The sequence below is a fragment of the Malonomonas rubra genome (genome assembly GCF_003247215.1).
Classification (GTDB): domain Bacteria; phylum Desulfobacterota; class Desulfuromonadia; order Desulfuromonadales; family Geopsychrobacteraceae; genus Malonomonas; species Malonomonas rubra_A.
The window spans coordinates 34,054-49,565 of the sequence record NZ_QKAP01000056.1 but is presented as its reverse complement, the minus strand read 5'-3'; the positions used below and the strand labels follow the sequence as shown (position 1 = coordinate 49,565).

Sequence of the window (15,512 nt, the reverse complement as noted above, 5' to 3'; positions counted from 1 at the left end):
GATAAATCAACCACAAAATTGGAGAACAGTATGAGTCAACCGGTTATTGGTGTGATCGGCGGTAGCGGCCTTTACGAGGTCGAAGGACTAAACGACATCAAGGAAGTGACAATCGAGACCCCCTTCGGGGCGCCTTCCGATGCCTATATCACCGGCGAACTCGGCGGGGCGAAGATGGTGTTTTTGCCGCGCCATGGACGAGGTCACCGCTACCTGCCGTCGGAAGTTAACTACCGGGCCAATATCTACGGCATGAAGAAACTCGGGGTCGAGCAGATCATCTCGGTCTCGGCGGTCGGCAGCATGAAGGAGGAGATTGTTCCTGGTCACATAGTTATCCCCGATCAGTTCTTCGACCGCACCCAGGGCAAGCGCGCCTCGACCTTCTTCGGGAACGGTGTGGTCGGCCATGTCCAGTTCGCCGACCCGATCTGTGGCGGACTTGCGGATATCCTGGTGGCTGCGGCAAATGAGGTTGGTGCTACGGTGCACAAGGGCGGTACTTATATCTGCATCGAGGGACCGAACTTCTCGACCCGTGCCGAATCGAACATCTTCCGCAGCTGGGGGGTCGATATCATCGGCATGACCAATATCCCTGAGTCCCGTTTGGCGCGCGAAGCGGAGATTTGCTACGGCACTGTCGCCTTGGCGACCGATTATGACTGCTGGCATGAAGGCCATGATGATGTTACCGTCGAGGCGGTGCTGGCGATCATCAAACAGAATGTCGCCACCGCCCGGCAGATTATCAAGGCGGCCGCCGCCAAGATTGTTGCCGAGCGCCAGCAGCGCGACTGTGAGTGCATTACTGCGCTGCAATTTGCGATCATGACCGATAAGAATCTGATCTCGGATGAAACTAAGCAGGCACTTGAGCCGCTTATCGGCAAATATTTTTGATAAAGGAAAAAATGAAATGAGCATTCTGGTTGTCGGCAGCGTTGCATTCGATTCGATCAAGACTCCCTTCGGTGAAGTGGATGAGGTTTTGGGTGGTTCCGCTTGCTATTTTTCCACTTCGGCCAGTTTCTTCACCGATGTCAGCCTGGTGGCTGTGATTGGTGATGACTTTTCGCAGGAGCACATCGACTTTCTGGCCAGTCGCAATATCGACTTGGACGGTCTGCAGAAAAGTGCGGGGAAGACTTTTCGTTGGAAAGGAAAATATGAGTACGACCTTAACGAGGCGCACACGCTTGAAACTCATCTGAATGTCTTCGAGTTGTTTCAGCCGGAGTTGCCGGAAAACTATCGGGATGCCGAGTATGTCTTTCTCGCCAACATCGATCCGGAACTACAGTTGGAAGTTTTGCAGCAGGTAAAGAATCCGAAGCTGGTTGCCTGCGATACGATGAACTTCTGGATTGAAGGAAAGAAGCAGGAACTGATCAAGACCCTCGGCAAGGTAGACATGTTGGTGATCAACGAGGCTGAAGTGCGGCAGCTAGCCGATGAGCCAAACCTGGTCAAAGCAGCCGATATAGTCCGCGGTTTCGGACCGAAAACACTGGTTGTGAAGCGAGGAGAGTACGGCGTACTGATGTTCAGCGAAGGGTCGATTTTTTCTGCCCCGGCTTATCCGCTCGAAGAGGTTTTCGATCCGACCGGTGCCGGGGATACTTTTGCTGGCGGTTTCGTCGGTTATCTGGCCGCGACCCGCAATCTGGAGGAGCACAACCTGCGCAAAGCAATTGTTTTCGGCACCGTCATGGCCTCTTTCACGGTAGAGAAGTTTAGCCTTGACCGGTTACGTGAAATAGACTACGCCGAAATTGAAAATCGCTATAAACGGATAAAATTATTGACCGATTTTGCCAATCTTGATTAAAAGCGGTTATACTTCGGGATGAAGGAGGCTTACATACATGTTTGTTGAGCACAAACAATTGCAGTTTCTTAATGTCCCCGCGTCCAAGGTTGCGCGTCTGAATACTTCCGGATGCAATGTGCAGATGGCTTTTTCAGGCTATCCCCCACAGATGTGTGGCTCTTACCTGGTTTCCATCACCAGCAAGAACAAAGTCTTGGTTCTCGTTGCTTTCTATCTTTCGGAAAGTCACAAGTCGATATTTTTCGTGCCGAAGAAAGGTGAGGTGCCGGTAGAAGACGCAGAAGAAACCTTTGAGGAGGGCTTTGTCTTCGCCGAAAGCATGGGCTTTGTACTCAGCGAATCCGACTACCATATGCTCTCTACAAAGGATCAACAGAAACTTTGGGCCTCCTTGCCTATCTGCCAGAAGCTGGAACCGCCTGCCGAAGCAGGGGGGAAGGACAAGTCTGCCGTGGATGGCAGCGCTGGGGTGGTTGATCCACTGGATGAATACCGCGAGCGCAGTTTGAAGAGCTTGGGGCGTTTTCTTTCTTCAATGTAATTGAGTTTTCGGAGGATGCAGATGTTCTGCGTACGCAACTTTTTATTGCTGTTGTTGATTGTCACCTTGTCCGCCTGTGTGCCGGCTGGACCGTCGATTAAAGAAAAAAAAGCCCAGCAGGCAGATGTTCACTATAAGCTGGGGATGTCCTATCTGAAGGGAAAAGACCCCACAATGGCGCTAAAGGAGCTGTTGATAGCGGTCGAGAATGGTCCAGACAATGCTGCAATCCACGCCGCCCTAGCCCAGGCCTATCAATCGAAGCGGGCTTATTCTCAGGCAGAGCAACACTACATTAAGGCGCTGGTCTTTTCCGATAACGAACCGCTGTATCAGAATAATTTAGCTTCCCTTTATCTCGAGATAAAGCAGTGGGACAAAGCGATAGATCTTTTTGGCAAAGCAGCCAGCAACCTCCTGTTTTCACAAGCACACATTTCATTAACCGGTAAGGGCTATGCTTATTTCATGAAGCAAGATTATCCTGCTGCTTTGAAGCAATATAAAGAAGCGATTATCATGGCGCCACGTTATCCGGTTGCGTACTTCCGGGAAAGTGAGGCCTATGCCGCGATGGAGCAGAATGAATTGGCAATCGACGCTCTGAAAAAGGCTGTAGAGATCGCTCCCGGTTTTACGCTGGCACTTTACCAGCTCGGAGTTATGGAACTTAAGGCGCAGCAGTTGGTTGACGCCAGCAATAGGTTTGCTCGGATCATCGAACTTGAGCCCGCTTCCGAGCTGGGCAAGAAAGCGGAGGAAATGTTGCGTTCCTTGGAAACAGATGAGTCTGCCAATGTGGAAGAGGACAAAGCGGGGTCGACAGAATGAGTATTCAATGCACTAAGTGCAAGTCACGTTACCATTCCAAATCCTTCCCGGAAAACAGAACTTTGGCGCAGGTGAAGTGCCAGAAGTGTGAACACCGGTTTACGATTAGCAACGATTCCGCTGGCGGTGAGGAGGACGCTAGCGTCCTGCAGACCATCTTGATGGTTGATGATGCGCGTTTCTTCCGGGAACTGATGACTGACCTTCTCAAAGAGCGCAATGTCAGGATGCTGAAGGCGGATAGTGCGGCTGAGGCTTCAAGTAGTTTGCAGGAGTACGCGGTTTGTTGATTAGCGATATTAACCTGCCTGATAAGAACGGTCTCGATCTGATCCGTGAGATTCGTTCTACAGAGAAATATACCGATTTGGTAATCCTTTGTGTCAGTGGTGTGTATCGAAAAGATTATGGTGCAAAGATGGCGATCCGTGCTGGTGCCGACGATTTCATCAGTAAATCGTTCCAGCCGCCTGAGTTAACCGAGCGGATCGATAAGTTGTTGAAGAAATGATGCTGCTGGATGACTTGACGGTATCAGTTCTTCAGGCTCGTGAATGGTTGGGCGGCTGTACTCCTGAGCTTGCCATCGTGCTCGGGTCCGGTTTGAGTTCGATCCTTGACCAGTTGGAAGATTCCAGCCAGCTTGCTTACACGGAACTGGACGGTTTTGTTGCCACTGGGGTTGTCGGACATGCTGGTTGTCTGCACGTTGGGACTTTGTATGGGACAACTGCCCTGTTGTTTCAGGGGCGTTACCACTGCTACGAGGGGTACAGTGCCTGGCAGGTGACTGCGCAGGTGAGGCTGGCTGCGGCGCTCGGTTGTCGGAAGCTGTTGCTGACCAACGCGGCCGGTGGAATTGATGATGCGGTATCGCCTGGCGACTTTATGCTGGTGACAGATCATATCAATATGGCTGGGGAAAGCCCGTTGCGCGGTCGGCCGGAACTTGAATTCATCGATCTTGGACAGCTCTACCAGTATCATTTTTTTCCTCAACTAAGACAGCAACTGGCTGATCAGGGAGTTAAACTGCACGCTGGTGTTCTCGCTTGGATGATGGGTCCGAACTACGAAACCCCGGCGGAAATCAGGATGCTGTCGATGTTGGGTGCCGCGGCGGTGTCGATGTCGACCATCCCCGAAGCAATCGTGGCGCGTCAGTTAGGGATGGAGGTCACCGCTGTTTCCTATATTTCCAATCTGGCTGCGGGAAAAACTTCTGCTGGTCTCGATCATCAGGATGTCCTCGAAAGCGGTAAAAGCGCCGGCTCCTCACTCCAGCGTTTACTATCCGCACTCTTTCATTGTTGGCTCGGTTGATTTCATATTAAAATCAGTAGTTTATCTTTGTTTTGCTCGGCTTGACAGGGTCTGAATAGCTGATAAACTTTATATGAATTGTAACGACAGGATAGATATGGAACATGTACTTATTGTCGATGATGAAGAAAATGCACGCATCGGCTTGAAAAAATTATTAGCTCTCGAAGGTTTTCAGGTCGATGCCGTAGAGAATGGTTTTGAAGCTCTCGAATACCTTGCGAACCATCCAGTCGATCTAGTGATTACCGATATCAACATGCCGGAAATGAATGGGTTGGTGTTTTTGCGCGAGTTGAACCGTTCTTACCCGACGGTCAACGTGATTATGGTGACTGCCTACGGTGGCGTGGAATCTTATCTGGAGGCGATGAACTTGGGAGCTTTTGAGTATCTTAACAAACCCGTTCGACTGGAGGAGCTAAAAGCGGTCATGGAGCGCATTTTTAACCGCAATCTGCAGCAAGCTAATTTATAGGTCTTATCTACATGGACGGGAGGAGTCTATGAGAAATTTTTCAAACATTCTGGTGGCGGTCGACTTCTCCGATAGCTCTGATAACGCTTTTCAGTTGGCGTTGTCAATGGCACAAAAGTTTTCCGCTCATCTGGTGATCCTACATGTCATCAATGAACCGGTTGATTTGCGTGGTTTTTATGTGCCCCATATCTCTTACGAAAAGCTAGAGGAAGAGATCGCCGAGGGTGCGGAAAAAATGATGCAGAGTTTCTGTCGCATGCATATAGACGATTTTACCGACTATGAAACCAGGATTGTTCCCGGGATGCCTTTTGAGAAGATTTTGGAACAGGCTGATAAAGCAGATGCAGAACTGATCGTACTCGGCACACACGGGCGCACTGGTTTAGACCATGTTCTTTTTGGCAGTACTGCGGAGAAAGTAGTCCGCAAGTCTAAACTTCCGGTTTTGACTGTGCGGTTGGAAGAAGACCTGAAATAAAATCTGGTCTCGAATCTGAAAACTGAAAAACAGCCTGTAGGGCTGTTTTTCAGTTTCGGCTACCCTTGTCAAAGAACCTCTACAGGAGTATCCTATCCTGTCGCGGATTACATCAATTGTTAAGTGGTAAAGAAGCATGTCTACAAATCAAAGCCGTTATGCCGGTGAAAAAATTCTTCTGGCCGACGATGAAGAAGTTATCCTTGATTTGACCTCACTTTTGCTGCGCAAGCGTGGATTTGAGGTGTTGTTGGCACATAATGGAGCGGAATGCGTCAACCAGGTTGCGGAGCATCAACCGGCACTTGTGCTGCTTGATTACATGATGCCAGTGATGAACGGACTTGATGCTCTTAAACAGATCAAGATCAATTATCCCGATACCTATGTCATCATGTTTACCGGTAAGGGGAGTGAAGAGGTCGCCGTCGAGTTGATGAAGGCCGGTGCCAGCGATTACCTGCAAAAGCCGTTTTCCAATAAAAATCTGCAAGAGCGCGTCGACTCCATTCTGACCATTCGTAATGTGGAATTGGAAAATCATCGCCTACTTCAGGAACGGGAATTTCTGCAACGGGAAATCGAGGAATGGAATCGGGAGTTGGAACAGCGGGTAGTGAAAAAAAGCCGCGAATTGGAAAGAGCGCACCAGGAAATTATCCAATCAGAGAAGCTTGCTACTCTGGGTCATATCTCCGCCGGGATGGCCCATGAAATCCGCAATCCACTCAATTCAATCAACCTGTTTGCGCAGATTCTGTTGTCGGCCACTGAGCTGGATGAGGAAAACCGGAATTACGTTGAAAAAATCACACAGGAAGTAGAGCGAATCGACAAAATTCTGTTACAGATGCTGGCTGCTAGCAAAGGGGAAGGGAAAAAACATAGTCGGGTCGATCTGATAAAGGTGATTAAAAAGGTGCTTGAGGATTCAAAAGTGCAGATCGAAGCGCAAGGAATTGAAGTTGTCTGCGACTTGGACAGTACGGCACCAATGATCAAGGCCGATCCGGTTGAAGTTGAACAGATTTTCACCAACCTGATCGGCAATGCTTTGTTTGAAATGTCTGACGGGGGTCGGTTGGGAATCGTTCTGACCAGCAATGCGGAGCATCTGGTGGTGAAAGTCTCTGATACCGGAAACGGAATCCCAGTGGAAAATCTTTCTCGCCTGTTCGATCCTTTCTTTACCACCAAGGAGAAGGGAACCGGTTTTGGTTTGTCTGTTGTGCTGCGAATTGTCAAAGGGTGTGGCGGCAAAATCAATGTAGAAAGCAAGATGGGGGAGGGAGCGACTTTCATTGTTGAACTCCCCTATCTTCCGGCTTCCATCCACTGAACATGATTCTCCGCTTACGTGAGGTTCCGCTTCGTCTCGGTGAAAAGGAAGAGGAACTGCCGAACAAGATTTCGGAAATTCTCAATATCTCCCCCCAGTCGATCCGTTCGTGGCAGATTTTACGTAAAGGGATAGATGCTCGGCGTAAACCGAACGTGCTCAGGGTCTATACGGTCGATTTCACACTAAATGACCCGGCTGCTGTGCTGGCAAATAACAGCGAAAACAAAAACCTATGCGAAGTTGCAAAAACGGTCCCAAAGAAATCAATCCGGTTACAGAAGCCGATCAAGGTTTTAGTCGTTGGAATGGGCCCAGCTGGACTGTTTGCCGCTTTACAGTTGGCAGAATCTGGTGCTGAAGTAGTTCTGGTCGAGCGGGGGAAACCGGTACCCGAACGGTTGTTGGATGTACAACGTTTCCAGCAGCTGCGACAGTTTGAGCCGGAAAGTAACATCCAGTTTGGCGAAGGGGGGGCCGGAACCTTTTCCGACGGCAAGCTGACCAGCCGGCTGAACCATCCTTTGACCAGAATGGTGCTCGAAACGCTGGTCCGTTTCGGCGCGCCGGAGGAGATTCTCTGGCAGGCGAAGCCGCATGTGGGTTCTGATCGGTTACGGGCTGTGTTGGTGAATTTTCGCCAGTATCTGCAACGAATAGGGGTGGTGATCAGATTCTCCACCAAGCTCACCGGTATTCGTCGTGAACAACATCGAACCAACGCAGCGGAGTTTAATGGCGGCGAACTGCTGGAAACCGAACATATCATTCTGGCCCTCGGACACAGTGCCCGCGACACGTACCAAATGCTAGCTGATGAACAGGTGATGATGGAACAAAAACCGTTTGCAGTAGGTTTGCGGGTTGAACACCCTCTTGAGTTGATTAACAGTATTCAGTACGGTATGAAGAGACATCCGCAGTTACCTGCCGCAGAATACAGTTTGACTTGGAACAACAAACAGACTGGCCGCGGCGTTTACTCTTTCTGCATGTGTCCAGGCGGTGTGGTGGTGAACGCGGCTTCGGAAACTGGTGGCATTGTAGTCAATGGGATGAGCAATTTTCAGCGTAATGCGGAAATGTCGAACAGTGCGCTGGTGGTTTCAGTCTGCACGGATGATTTTGGTGCCGCCGACCCCATGGCGGGGGTGCGTTTTCAACGCAACTGGGAGCAGTGTGCGTTTACAATTGCCGGTGGCGACTGGAGTGCGCCAGCGCAGCCGTTGTGTGAATTTTTGTACGGTGAAGGAGGACAGCTGCATTCCTCCTGCCAACCATCGGTTCAAGCCGCCGACCTGAACGCATGCTTGCCGGAATTTGTCAGCAGCGAACTGCGAAGTGCGTTGCCGTATTTTGATCGTCAGATGAAAGGGTTCATCTGCGAAGACGCAACTTTGATCGGTGTGGAGACTCGAACTTCGGCGCCGCTGAGGATTCTGCGCACTGCCGGGTTTGAGTCCCAGAGTCATCCCGGGCTCTATCCGGCAGGCGAAGGCGCAGGTTATGCTGGAGGTATTATGAGCGCTGCGGTCGATGGCCTGAAAGTCGCCAACGCGATCCTAGAAAAACAGGTAGTCTGAAAAGAGGATGTTTTGAAGCAGATATATGTCGAGCAAATTCGAGAACGTGATCAACTGGAGTCGATCTTTCTGGTGCGGGACAAAATCACCGCGATGGCCAAGAACGGCAAACCTTATATGACGTTGAAGCTGATGGACCGAACCGGTGAAGTTGAAGGGCGGATCTGGGATCGCGTCGACCAGCTGTCCAGTTGTTTCGAAAAGGATGATTTCGTTCAGGTTGTTGCCAAGGCGAGCGTTTATCTGGGGAAGATGCAGATCGTCGTGCAGGATCTGCGGAAAATAGACGATTCGGTTGTCGATTTGGCTGATTTTCTGCCGGTTTCATCTCGCGATCAGCAGGAGATGCGCAGGGAACTGGAAAATTTGCTGATGACTCTTGTAGATCCCCATATTGATGGGCTGTTGCGTTCCTTCTTTGATGATCAAGAATTCTACCATCGGTACAGTCTCGCGCCAGCGGCCAAGGGGATGCATCATGTGTATCTTGGAGGTCTTTTGGAGCACTCTCTTGCGGTCGCCGCTTTAGCGTCCGATATGGCCAAGCGTTACCCGCAGGTCAATCGGGATCTGCTGATTGCTGGGGCGCTGCTGCATGATGTCGGCAAGGTCGAGGAGCTTTCCTATCAGCGTTCCTTTGACTATACCGATGAAGGGAAGTTGCTCGGCCATATCATCATCGGTGTCCAGATGATCGAGGAACATGTTCGTCAGATTGCTGGTTTTCCACCGCAACTGGCGGTCTTGTTGAAGCATCTGCTGCTGTCGCATCATGGGCAGTACGAGTTCGGTTCACCGAAACGACCGAAGTTTATTGAGGCGGTGATTTTAAGCTTTATCGATGACATCGATTCAAAGATCAACGGTATCCAGACTCATATCGAAAAAGAGCCGAACCGGGATGGTAACTGGACTTCATACCATCGACTGTACGATCGTTATTTTTACAAGGGAGAGCAACCGTTGCTGCAGGCGGAACCCCCTGAGGAAAGACCTCGCGAGCCTGTTGAACAGCGAGGCAAAGAGCGGAATCGGCCGGAGAAAAAACGTTATGACAAGCCGTTGGGGGCGACCCTGGGAGAGCAGTTGAAAGACAAAAATCTCGACCTGTTTGCGGCGTTTACCGATAAAGGAAATAATTCATGATTTTAGAAAGCTTGCCGACCGGGCCGTTACAGGTCAACTGTTACATTGTTGGTTGTGAAACGACGCGCAAAGCGGTTGTTGTCGATCCGGGCGGCGACGTCGAGCAGATTCTGGCACTGGTGAAAAAGCTCAACCTGCAGGTGCAGTTGATCATCAATACGCACGGGCATTTCGACCATGTCGGCGGGAATCGTCAATTGATCGAAGCGACCGGGGCGGAATTGTTGCTGCACGAAAAGGATAAAGACCTGCTCGCTATGGCTGCGCAGCATGCGGCTGTCTATGGCCTGCCGACGAAACTTTCCCCGGAGCCAAATCGGCTTTTGGTAGGAGGCGAGATGATTACCGTGGGGGAGCTGGTATTCAAGGTTCTGCATACTCCCGGGCACTCGCCGGGAGGAATCTGTCTACTGATCGAAGACCAGGTGATCGTCGGGGACACCCTGTTTGCCGGCTCGATCGGTCGCACCGACCTGCCGGGGGGAAATCATCAGCAACTGATTGAAAGTATTCAGGCACATTTGCTGCCGTTGCCCGATGCAACTGTCGCGCATCCCGGTCATGGTCCGGCAACGACCATTGGGCGGGAGAAGCTTTACAATCCCTTCTTGACTTGATGGGGTAGGTCGGATGTTGGAAAATAAAACAGTCATCCTGGGAGTCAGTGGCGGTATCGCCGTGTATAAGGCGGTTGAACTGTTGCGCTTGCTGACCAAAGCTGGTGCGACGGTGCATGTGGTGATGAGCAAAAATGCTCAGGAATTTGTAACTCCGCTCACCTTTCAGACTCTCTCGGGGAATCCGGTTCACACCGAACTGTTTAACCTTTATCAGGAACAGGAAATCGGTCATATCTCCCTAGCTGATCGGGCCGATTTGTTTATTCTGGCGCCGGCGACCGCCAATCTGATTGGCAAGATCGCCAACGGGCTGGCGGATGACCTGCTGAGCACCAGCGTCATGGCAACCAAGGCCCCAGTGCTGGTGGTCCCGGCAATGAACAGCAACATGTATGAAAACCCGCTTTATCAGCAGAATGAAAAAAAGCTGGCAGAGGCCGGTTATCAGGTGATGGAACCGGCGACAGGGGAACTGGCTTGCGGTTGGCTGGGGAAAGGGAAGTTGCCTGAACCTGAGCTGATCTTTGCCGCCGCAGATGCGATGCTGACGGCAAAGGATCTTTCTGGCTGTCGTGTGCTGGTGACCGCCGGGCCGACCCGCGAAGAACTAGATCCAATCCGTTATCTGACCAACTATTCGTCAGGCAAAATGGGATATGCCGTGGCGGCTGCCGCCGCTGCCCGTGGTGCTTCCGTAACCTTGGTCTCCGGGCCGACCAGCTTGCAAACCCCTTATGGGGTCGAGGTTGTTCCGGTCCGCTCTGCTGAACAGATGCGGGCTGCTGTGCTGGAGTGTTTTGCCGAGTCTGACGTAGTGATCAAAGCCGCAGCGGTTGCCGATTATCGCCCGGCGCGGCGGGGAGAGAACAAGATCAAAAAAACGGCCGATGAAATGACGATCGAACTGGAAAAGAATCCGGACATTCTCTCCGAACTTGGCACCCGGAAACAGGAACAGGTACTGGTCGGCTTCGCTGCGGAAACGGAAAGCCTGTTGGTGCATGCGACGGAAAAACTGCAAAAGAAGGGACTGGATATGATCGTCGCCAATGATGTCACCGCGGAAGGCGCCGGGTTCGATGTCGACACCAACCTGGTCCGTTTTCTTTTTGCCGACGGAAAGGTTGAGGAACTTGATCTGATGAGGAAGGAGCAGGTTGCCAATCGGCTGCTCGATCAGGTCGCAGAGCTATGGCAGGCTAAACGACAGTAAACAGCGGCAGCAACTCGTCCGGGTCGGTGATCCCTACTTTAAAGCGGTTTTTCAGTTCGGCAAGAATCAGTTCGGCATCTTCCTGACGCAGTTTGCCGTCCAGCCAGAGTAGGTTCAGGTTTTTACGGATCAGCTTTGCTGCGGTTAAGGCACGGTCGCCGGTTGGGTCAGCATTCCAGTAAGGGCTGCTTTCATCACTGAGAATACTTGTGATCGCTTCCACGCCGAGCAGCAGATATTCGCTATGCTCTGTGTCGTTGAGCTGATATTTGGAGTGACTGGCCATGGTCTTCAACACCTTGTGCCAGCGCTGTAGGCGGCTGACCAGCATCATCGAATTGAACAACTGCTTGTTGGTGCCGAAGGAAAAAATGGTTTTCGAGACTACCCGGCTGAGCATCTGGTCAAGATGGCTGTTGTCGCGTTTGGATAGCTCTTCCGCCAGGTTCCACACATCATCGGCGATGCCGAACTCAGCGCGTATTTCCCAGTAGGCATGGTTGTGCAGGACGGTGTTGAAGGTGGTGGAAAGCTTTAGCGGCACGTAGTAATTGTGAGCGATTGTGTCGGCTGCCAGATGGGCCAGGTAGCCGTAGGCGCAGGCTTCCGTTTCATCCCCTTCCTGCTTGGCGTGTTCGAGAATCTTTATGCCGACCCGCCAGTTGTGGCAGTGCTCGAGGTAATGAGTGAATTTTTTCCCAAGGGTGATGTCGGCAGCGACACAGCCGTACAGAAAGGCCATCGGCTGAGCGGTAAGCAGGGCCTGTAGCGATGCCGGCAGCAAGTCGGGAGCCTTCAGAACAAAAGAACCGAGGCTCAGATGTACACCGACTCCCCAGGCGAAGGCATCCAGTGGGAAAAAACAGAAAATTACAAGTAAAACAACAAGGCGCATGGCGTTCCTTGAAACCTGGTAACAATAAGGAATAAATAGGTTTTTAACGTATGCCTGACAAATTATATCACGAAAGTTGTGAAGTTATCTCGCAAGGTCGCGCAGTTTTAGAGGATTTGCAGGATTGGGGATTCAAAACCGTCGCGCCGGTGCTTGAGGAAGATCTCCCGATCTGTCCCTTTCCGGGGTCGATGGCCAAGCAGCCGGCTGAATGTAGGGTCGAATCACTGGAAGAGCTTTCCTCTCGCTTGCAGGGGTGCAAGTTATGCGGGTTATGTGAGAAACGGCAGAATATCGTTTTCGGGGTCGGTAATCCTCAGGCGGAACTGGTGCTGGTTGGCGAAGCCCCGGGGCGGGAGGAGGATGAGAAAGGTTTTCCATTTGTTGGTGAAGCTGGCCGCCTGCTCGACCGGATTCTGTTTGCCATGAAGCTGACCCGGCAGGATGTTTATATCTGCAACGTGATCAAATGCCGGCCACCCAGCAATCGAGACCCGCAGCCAGAAGAAATAGCTGCCTGTGAGCAGTTTCTGAAGTTGCAGCTGGCTGCCATAAAGCCTCGCCTGATCATTGCATTGGGGCGCTTTGCCGCACAGGCCTTGTTGCAAACCAAGGAGCCGATCGGTCGGTTACGCGGTTACTGGCGTGAATACCAGGGGATTCCATTGATGCCGACCTATCACCCCGCCTATCTGTTACGTAATCCGGCTGGCAAACGTGAGGTCTGGGAAGATATGAAACAGGTGCTGGAGCGTTTGAAACATCCTGTTGCGGGAGAATGAAAAAAAGTCTCAGATAGGGTCTTTAAGCGAAGATATTGATATTGCTGCCGGGGAGCGGAGCGTCATATCTTTTGAGCTGATATTTCCCGAGCGCAGCAGCTGTATCTGTGTTGCCTAAGCTTGCGGTCTCAGCGTTACTTTTTTTCCGGTTCCAGCGTATTATCCAAGCTTGAGCGCTCCTGATTATACAGAGTGGCGCTATGGGTATAAAATTAGACATATTCAGCATCTATAACTTGCGGACCGCTGCTTCTTCTAGAGCTGTCCCTGGCTTCAGCTGGCTGAGGTCTGTTTTTTTCGGCTGCTGGGGAGATACTGGGGGTGGTGAACTTCTTCGCCGGAGCCGGTATGTTGGCGGATCGGATACGCACAACAAAGACCCATTACGCTCTTATTGTTTAAGAATTAATGGCTCTTCACACACTTAAAACTATAAAACTCTGCGCTTTTTATAGCAAGGTGCAAAAGCACAGGGACGGGCCGAGATGGAGTGCTGCCAACTGCTTTGCTACAAGCCTTGTCTTGATCGTTGTCAGATCCATATCAGTTACTATCAGTCGAGCTTGCGCAGCTCAAGCCGTTTTTCATCCGACAAGGCAGTAACGAATTCGCTCATACCGCGGAAGGAATTGCTGAGAAAATAGTTTTCCCGTGCACGGATATCATCATCAAGTTGGGCGATGTTTTGAAAGTTCGGATCGTTCTCCAGCAACCATTGAAGGAATTTCTCGATCTCTAGTTCTCTTTCAGATACAAAAAGTTCTGTGATACCTTTTACCCATAACTTTAACTGCCGCTGGCCAATTTTCAGGTAGTCTTCAGCCGGTTCGACCAAGCCGTAATGGGCGATAATCAAATAGCGTGGCTTAAGGTCGATCATTTTCTGGACTGAGGCGAGGGCGATTTCGAGGATGAATTTCGGTGGTGTTGCTGGGCGCATATAGATCCCTTCGGCAACCGGCGAGTGAACACCGGCCACCTCGCCGCCGAACAGCAAATCTTCGATCAGATAGCAGCAATGGTGTTGCGCGTGTCCCGGAGTCAGAAAACAACGGATACCGGTCGAATCGATTTTTTCCTCAAAAGCGATGCTCTCTTCCGGGATCGGAATGATCTCTCCATATGCTTCGGCCAATTTACCGAGTACTTTCTGTGAACCCTGCCACAGTTTTTCCGGTTCAATCAGATGTTTGATTCCCTGTGGGTGGCAGATCACTTTCGCTTGCGGATAAAACTTCAGCAACTCGCCGGTTCCCCCGGCGTGGTCAATGTGAATATGGGTAAGCAGGATGTAGTCAAGCTTTTTGACCTGCTGGGCCCGCAGCTCAGCGAGCAGTTTGGGGATGGTCGACAAGGGGCCCGGATCGACGACAAAGGTCAGGTTCTGGTCTTGGTCCTGGTACAGCCAGCAGCTGATAAATTTGCGAAAACCCTCTAGGGATGGCTGATCCAGATCGATGCAGGTTAATCTGTCGCGGATCATTTTTTTTCACTCTGTGGTTGTGCTTTCTCCTCGGGTTCATTTTCCTTGGCCTGACGGACGATATCCTTAAGCCAGGCAATCTCTTTCGGTTCGAACATTTTTTGGTGTTCGGTGCCGTAATTCATTGCCCAGTAGAGATTGGGCAATGACATCTCTGTAACGGCATGGCCCGGCAGGGCGACATACTTGACCTTTTCGTCCGCCCATTCGGTCAGGCGCTTGATGGTGTCGAACAGCATCAGATACTCTTTGCCATTTGCCTGCACCAACAGCGGCAGGGCGCCTTCGTCCCCTTCTTCGCTCTTCTGTTTTTCTTGTTTTTCTTCTTCTTCGATAATCGGCACAAAGAACAACGAGTTGAGGAACAGATCGTAATAGAGCGGTTGGGCTTTCGGATCTTGTACGCCGAGGGCTAGAGCATCGTCAAGTTTGGTCATTGCGAAACCTTTCAGGGAGATATATTTCGCCGTGATCATACGGGAGATGGTTTTTTTCAGCAAGGAAAGCTTTTGAACCGGTTGTCGTAGCAGTTATTGGTTGGGGATTTCGACCAGGTGCCAGCCTTTGGCTTTCATGCAGATCCGGAAAAAACGTTGGCGGTCGTAAAGCTTTTGTTGGGTGCGGTAAAAGTAATCATCCGTCCAATAGAACGGGCGACGATCGTGGTCGTAATATCTGTCGTAATACCTGGGATAAAGGGGGAAATAGAAATAGTTTCGGCGAAATACTTCCTCTCCGGCAATCTGATCACATTCCGCGATTGCCTGTTGCCTCGCTGCATCGCCGTAATTTTCCGGATGTTGCCATTCCCAGCGGTTAAGGCCTATACAACCGCTTAGCAGCAAAAGAATTGCCGGCAGTAGCAGCAGAAAACTGGGGTTGTGTTGTGACGTTGACTGTCTCATCTAATAATTATAACCGATTCTGAAAATTGCAGCTGTGACAGCAGGTCTTTTCTCT

19 protein-coding genes are annotated in these 15,512 nt (G+C 51.0%); 15 read left to right on the top strand and 4 right to left on the bottom strand.

What is annotated here, in order from left to right; translation table 11 throughout:
• Positions 1 to 30: 30 nt before the first annotated feature.
• The 14 genes from mtnP to coaBC all read left to right on the top strand — a co-directional run bounded on the left by mtnP (position 31) and on the right by coaBC (position 11,392).
• On the top strand, positions 31 to 903 hold the full coding sequence (gene mtnP / locus Q7J88_RS05180; RefSeq protein ID WP_303721087.1) for an S-methyl-5'-thioadenosine phosphorylase: 873 nt from the start codon (positions 31 to 33) through the stop codon (positions 901 to 903).
• 16 nt (positions 904 to 919) lie between these two features.
• Entirely contained in the window at positions 920 to 1,831 is a 912-nt protein-coding gene (locus Q7J88_RS05175) for a PfkB family carbohydrate kinase (protein WP_303721086.1), read from the top strand.
• Between the two features lie 37 nt (positions 1,832 to 1,868).
• Complete coding sequence (locus Q7J88_RS05170; protein ID WP_303721085.1) at positions 1,869 to 2,375, top strand: hypothetical protein; 507 nt, start codon at positions 1,869 to 1,871, stop codon at positions 2,373 to 2,375.
• Between the two features lie 21 nt (positions 2,376 to 2,396).
• Complete coding sequence (locus Q7J88_RS05165; protein ID WP_303721084.1) at positions 2,397 to 3,206, top strand: lipopolysaccharide assembly protein LapB; 810 nt, start codon at positions 2,397 to 2,399, stop codon at positions 3,204 to 3,206.
• Positions 3,203 to 3,496 carry an MJ0042-type zinc finger domain-containing protein gene (locus tag Q7J88_RS05160; RefSeq protein ID WP_303721083.1) on the top strand — a complete coding sequence of 98 codons (294 nt, stop codon included), beginning with the start codon at positions 3,203 to 3,205 and terminating at the stop codon, positions 3,494 to 3,496. Before Q7J88_RS05165 ends, Q7J88_RS05160 begins: the two co-directional genes overlap by 4 nt.
• Entirely contained in the window at positions 3,490 to 3,717 is a 228-nt protein-coding gene (locus Q7J88_RS05155) for a response regulator (protein WP_303721082.1), read from the top strand. The genes Q7J88_RS05160 and Q7J88_RS05155 overlap by 7 nt, the downstream gene beginning before the upstream one ends.
• Positions 3,714 to 4,529, top strand: coding sequence for a purine-nucleoside phosphorylase (locus Q7J88_RS05150; RefSeq protein WP_303721081.1), 816 nt, complete (start codon positions 3,714 to 3,716; stop codon positions 4,527 to 4,529). The genes Q7J88_RS05155 and Q7J88_RS05150 overlap by 4 nt, the downstream gene beginning before the upstream one ends.
• A gap of 97 nt (positions 4,530 to 4,626) precedes the next feature.
• The gene (locus Q7J88_RS05145) at positions 4,627 to 5,007 is read left to right on the top strand and encodes a response regulator (RefSeq protein ID WP_303721080.1); all 381 of its coding nucleotides are present in this window, start codon (positions 4,627 to 4,629) and stop codon (positions 5,005 to 5,007) included.
• Between the two features lie 28 nt (positions 5,008 to 5,035).
• Positions 5,036 to 5,491, top strand: a complete 456-nt coding sequence (locus tag Q7J88_RS05140) for a universal stress protein (protein ID WP_303721079.1) — start codon at positions 5,036 to 5,038, stop codon at positions 5,489 to 5,491.
• 136 nt (positions 5,492 to 5,627) lie between these two features.
• Positions 5,628 to 6,830, top strand: a complete 1,203-nt coding sequence (locus Q7J88_RS05135) for a hybrid sensor histidine kinase/response regulator (protein ID WP_303721078.1) — start codon at positions 5,628 to 5,630, stop codon at positions 6,828 to 6,830.
• Positions 6,831 to 6,832: 2 nt separating this feature from the next.
• Positions 6,833 to 8,413 carry an NAD(P)/FAD-dependent oxidoreductase gene (locus tag Q7J88_RS05130; RefSeq protein WP_303721077.1) on the top strand — a complete coding sequence of 527 codons (1,581 nt, stop codon included), beginning with the start codon at positions 6,833 to 6,835 and terminating at the stop codon, positions 8,411 to 8,413.
• Positions 8,414 to 8,425: 12 nt separating this feature from the next.
• Positions 8,426 to 9,559, top strand: a complete 1,134-nt coding sequence (locus Q7J88_RS05125; RefSeq protein WP_303721076.1) for a 3'-5' exoribonuclease YhaM family protein — start codon at positions 8,426 to 8,428, stop codon at positions 9,557 to 9,559.
• The gene (locus Q7J88_RS05120; protein WP_303721075.1) at positions 9,556 to 10,176 is read left to right on the top strand and encodes an MBL fold metallo-hydrolase; all 621 of its coding nucleotides are present in this window, start codon (positions 9,556 to 9,558) and stop codon (positions 10,174 to 10,176) included. Before Q7J88_RS05125 ends, Q7J88_RS05120 begins: the two co-directional genes overlap by 4 nt.
• Before the next feature lie 13 nt (positions 10,177 to 10,189).
• Entirely contained in the window at positions 10,190 to 11,392 is a 1,203-nt protein-coding gene (coaBC, locus tag Q7J88_RS05115) for a bifunctional phosphopantothenoylcysteine decarboxylase/phosphopantothenate--cysteine ligase CoaBC (RefSeq protein WP_303721074.1), read from the top strand.
• On the opposite strand, the gene Q7J88_RS05110 is transcribed toward coaBC, so the two are convergent.
• The gene (locus tag Q7J88_RS05110) at positions 11,379 to 12,287 is read right to left on the bottom strand and encodes a zinc dependent phospholipase C family protein (protein WP_303721073.1); all 909 of its coding nucleotides are present in this window, start codon (positions 12,285 to 12,287) and stop codon (positions 11,379 to 11,381) included. The genes coaBC and Q7J88_RS05110 overlap by 14 nt on opposite strands.
• 50 nt (positions 12,288 to 12,337) lie before the next feature.
• Here Q7J88_RS05110 and Q7J88_RS05105 point away from each other — a divergent pair, with 50 nt between their 5' ends.
• A complete protein-coding gene (locus Q7J88_RS05105) occupies positions 12,338 to 13,069 on the top strand; it encodes a uracil-DNA glycosylase family protein (RefSeq protein WP_303721072.1) in 732 nt (243 codons plus the stop codon).
• 553 nt (positions 13,070 to 13,622) lie between these two features.
• Here Q7J88_RS05105 and Q7J88_RS05100 read toward each other — a convergent pair.
• The 3 genes from Q7J88_RS05100 to Q7J88_RS05090 all read right to left on the bottom strand — a co-directional run bounded on the left by Q7J88_RS05100 (position 13,623) and on the right by Q7J88_RS05090 (position 15,457).
• A complete protein-coding gene (locus Q7J88_RS05100; RefSeq protein WP_303721071.1) occupies positions 13,623 to 14,552 on the bottom strand; it encodes an MBL fold metallo-hydrolase in 930 nt (309 codons plus the stop codon).
• Complete coding sequence (locus tag Q7J88_RS05095; protein WP_303721070.1) at positions 14,549 to 14,989, bottom strand: SseB family protein; 441 nt, start codon at positions 14,987 to 14,989, stop codon at positions 14,549 to 14,551. The genes Q7J88_RS05100 and Q7J88_RS05095 overlap by 4 nt, the downstream gene beginning before the upstream one ends.
• 93 nt (positions 14,990 to 15,082) lie before the next feature.
• On the bottom strand, positions 15,083 to 15,457 hold the full coding sequence (locus Q7J88_RS05090; protein ID WP_303721069.1) for a hypothetical protein: 375 nt from the start codon (positions 15,455 to 15,457) through the stop codon (positions 15,083 to 15,085).
• Positions 15,458 to 15,512 lie beyond the last annotated feature (55 nt).

What these genes read in the sequence shown, in the direction of transcription:
- Q7J88_RS05105 (WP_303721072.1), top strand. Translation starts at nt 12,338, where the DNA reads ATGCCTGACAAATTATATCACGAAAGTTGTGAAGTTATCTCGCAAGGT.
- Q7J88_RS05160 (WP_303721083.1), top strand. Translation starts at nt 3,203, where the DNA reads ATGAGTATTCAATGCACTAAGTGCAAGTCACGTTACCATTCCAAATCC.
- Q7J88_RS05140 (WP_303721079.1), top strand. Translation starts at nt 5,036, where the DNA reads ATGAGAAATTTTTCAAACATTCTGGTGGCGGTCGACTTCTCCGATAGC.
- Q7J88_RS05145 (WP_303721080.1), top strand. Translation starts at nt 4,627, where the DNA reads ATGGAACATGTACTTATTGTCGATGATGAAGAAAATGCACGCATCGGC.
- Q7J88_RS05150 (WP_303721081.1), top strand. Translation starts at nt 3,714, where the DNA reads ATGATGCTGCTGGATGACTTGACGGTATCAGTTCTTCAGGCTCGTGAA.
- Q7J88_RS05135 (WP_303721078.1), top strand. Translation starts at nt 5,628, where the DNA reads ATGTCTACAAATCAAAGCCGTTATGCCGGTGAAAAAATTCTTCTGGCC.
- Q7J88_RS05095 (WP_303721070.1), bottom strand. Translation starts at nt 14,989, where the DNA reads ATGACCAAACTTGACGATGCTCTAGCCCTCGGCGTACAAGATCCGAAA.
- Q7J88_RS05175 (WP_303721086.1), top strand. Translation starts at nt 920, where the DNA reads ATGAGCATTCTGGTTGTCGGCAGCGTTGCATTCGATTCGATCAAGACT.
- coaBC (WP_303721074.1), top strand. Translation starts at nt 10,190, where the DNA reads ATGTTGGAAAATAAAACAGTCATCCTGGGAGTCAGTGGCGGTATCGCC.
- Q7J88_RS05130 (WP_303721077.1), top strand. Translation starts at nt 6,833, where the DNA reads ATGATTCTCCGCTTACGTGAGGTTCCGCTTCGTCTCGGTGAAAAGGAA.
- Q7J88_RS05165 (WP_303721084.1), top strand. Translation starts at nt 2,397, where the DNA reads ATGTTCTGCGTACGCAACTTTTTATTGCTGTTGTTGATTGTCACCTTG.
- Q7J88_RS05170 (WP_303721085.1), top strand. Translation starts at nt 1,869, where the DNA reads ATGTTTGTTGAGCACAAACAATTGCAGTTTCTTAATGTCCCCGCGTCC.
- mtnP (WP_303721087.1), top strand. Translation starts at nt 31, where the DNA reads ATGAGTCAACCGGTTATTGGTGTGATCGGCGGTAGCGGCCTTTACGAG.
- Q7J88_RS05100 (WP_303721071.1), bottom strand. Translation starts at nt 14,552, where the DNA reads ATGATCCGCGACAGATTAACCTGCATCGATCTGGATCAGCCATCCCTA.
- Q7J88_RS05120 (WP_303721075.1), top strand. Translation starts at nt 9,556, where the DNA reads ATGATTTTAGAAAGCTTGCCGACCGGGCCGTTACAGGTCAACTGTTAC.
- Q7J88_RS05110 (WP_303721073.1), bottom strand. Translation starts at nt 12,287, where the DNA reads ATGCGCCTTGTTGTTTTACTTGTAATTTTCTGTTTTTTCCCACTGGAT.
- Q7J88_RS05090 (WP_303721069.1), bottom strand. Translation starts at nt 15,457, where the DNA reads ATGAGACAGTCAACGTCACAACACAACCCCAGTTTTCTGCTGCTACTG.